We start from the raw sequence: 1,280 nt of genomic DNA, 5'->3' as shown, positions 1-1,280 counted from the left end.
TGTCCTGATCGTCTGAACATGCAACATGGTATCCGGAGGAGCGCGATGATACCCATCTGCGGAACTGGTCCCACGGGACGAAGGCCGTGCGCAGAGCGGCCAAGATGAATCATGCGACGAGGAAGAAACTGATTGGCTGGATGAGCATGAAACGATCTCCCCGATTGTGTTGAACCTGCCGGCCCGCTTTCAGCCGGCATCACTGGACCTTTTGTCGGAATTTCGAATGACAGCTTGAACAATCCTGCAAGATGAGGTGCAGGACATGCTCCGCCGGCAGTTTGGCGGGATCGGCTTCCGTTATCCCCAGTCGCTTGCCGACTGCCGCCGCCTATCATGAGGCCAGAACACATCCTCATGCCTTCGGTGATGCTGGCTGGTGCCCGCGCGGCCTTGGCAGCGAGGCCATTGGCCAACGTTCCGTGTGGTCTTCGCGGATGTACCCCAACGTCCGTTCATCAACAAACTGGGGACGTTTGCGAACGCGGTTCCATCACGCACAACAGCCCGCCATTCGACATGAGGAGTACATAAGAACCCGCTTCCAATGTATCAGTGCATGGCTAGGTGTTTTCATCGTGTGGACGGAACCGGCGACCGGCGCCATCGAACGAAATGCGAACTGAATCCGGAGCTGGACGCGTTGCGGCGACAGAGGGAACTGAGATGGAGCATCAATCATCAATGTTGCCCGGTGACTCGCCGCGTCGGCGCACTAGCTTCCTGCGCACGTTGGGACCCGGCCTCATCACCGGCGCGGCGGACGACGATCCCAGTGGAATCGCCACCTACAGCCAGGTTGGCGCGCAATTCGGCTATACCCTCTGCTGGACGATACCGTTCAGCTACCCCCTCCTGGTCGTGATCCAGGGGATCAGTGCGGGTATCGGCGCCGTGACCGGTCAGGGTATCGCGCAGAACCTGCGGCGACATTATCCGCCTTGGGTGATGCGTTTTGCCGTTCTCCTGTTGCTCGTCGCCAACTTCATCAATATCGGCGCCGATCTGGCGGCGATGGGAGCAGCGTTGCAGCTTCTCGTCGGTGGTTCTCAGTTCCTCTACGCCGCCGCCTTCGGATTGCTCTGTGCCGGCCTTGAGATCTTCATTGCCTATAAGCGCTATGTGACCATCCTAAAGTGGCTAACCCTCTCGCTGTTTGCATACGTCGCGGTGGTGCTGGCTGTCGACGTGCCGTGGGCAGCCGCGTTGCGCGGCGCACTCATTCCGCAATTCGCCTTGGATCACGACCATGCCATGGCCCTGGTGGCTGTTCTCGGCAC

General features: G+C 59.5%; 1 protein-coding gene. It reads left to right on the top strand.

What is annotated here, in order from left to right; translation table 11 throughout:
* Positions 1–666: 666 nt before the first annotated feature.
* On the top strand, positions 667–1,280 hold a 614-nt coding region (locus tag E5W70_RS32025), incomplete at its 3' end, for a divalent metal cation transporter (protein ID WP_292665319.1).

Source organism: Mesorhizobium sp., assembly GCF_005063415.1.
In the GTDB taxonomy this organism is placed as follows: domain Bacteria; phylum Pseudomonadota; class Alphaproteobacteria; order Rhizobiales; family Rhizobiaceae; genus Mesorhizobium.
Note: the sequence above shows the minus strand (reverse complement) of the source record. Positions and strands in the feature narration are given on the sequence as shown.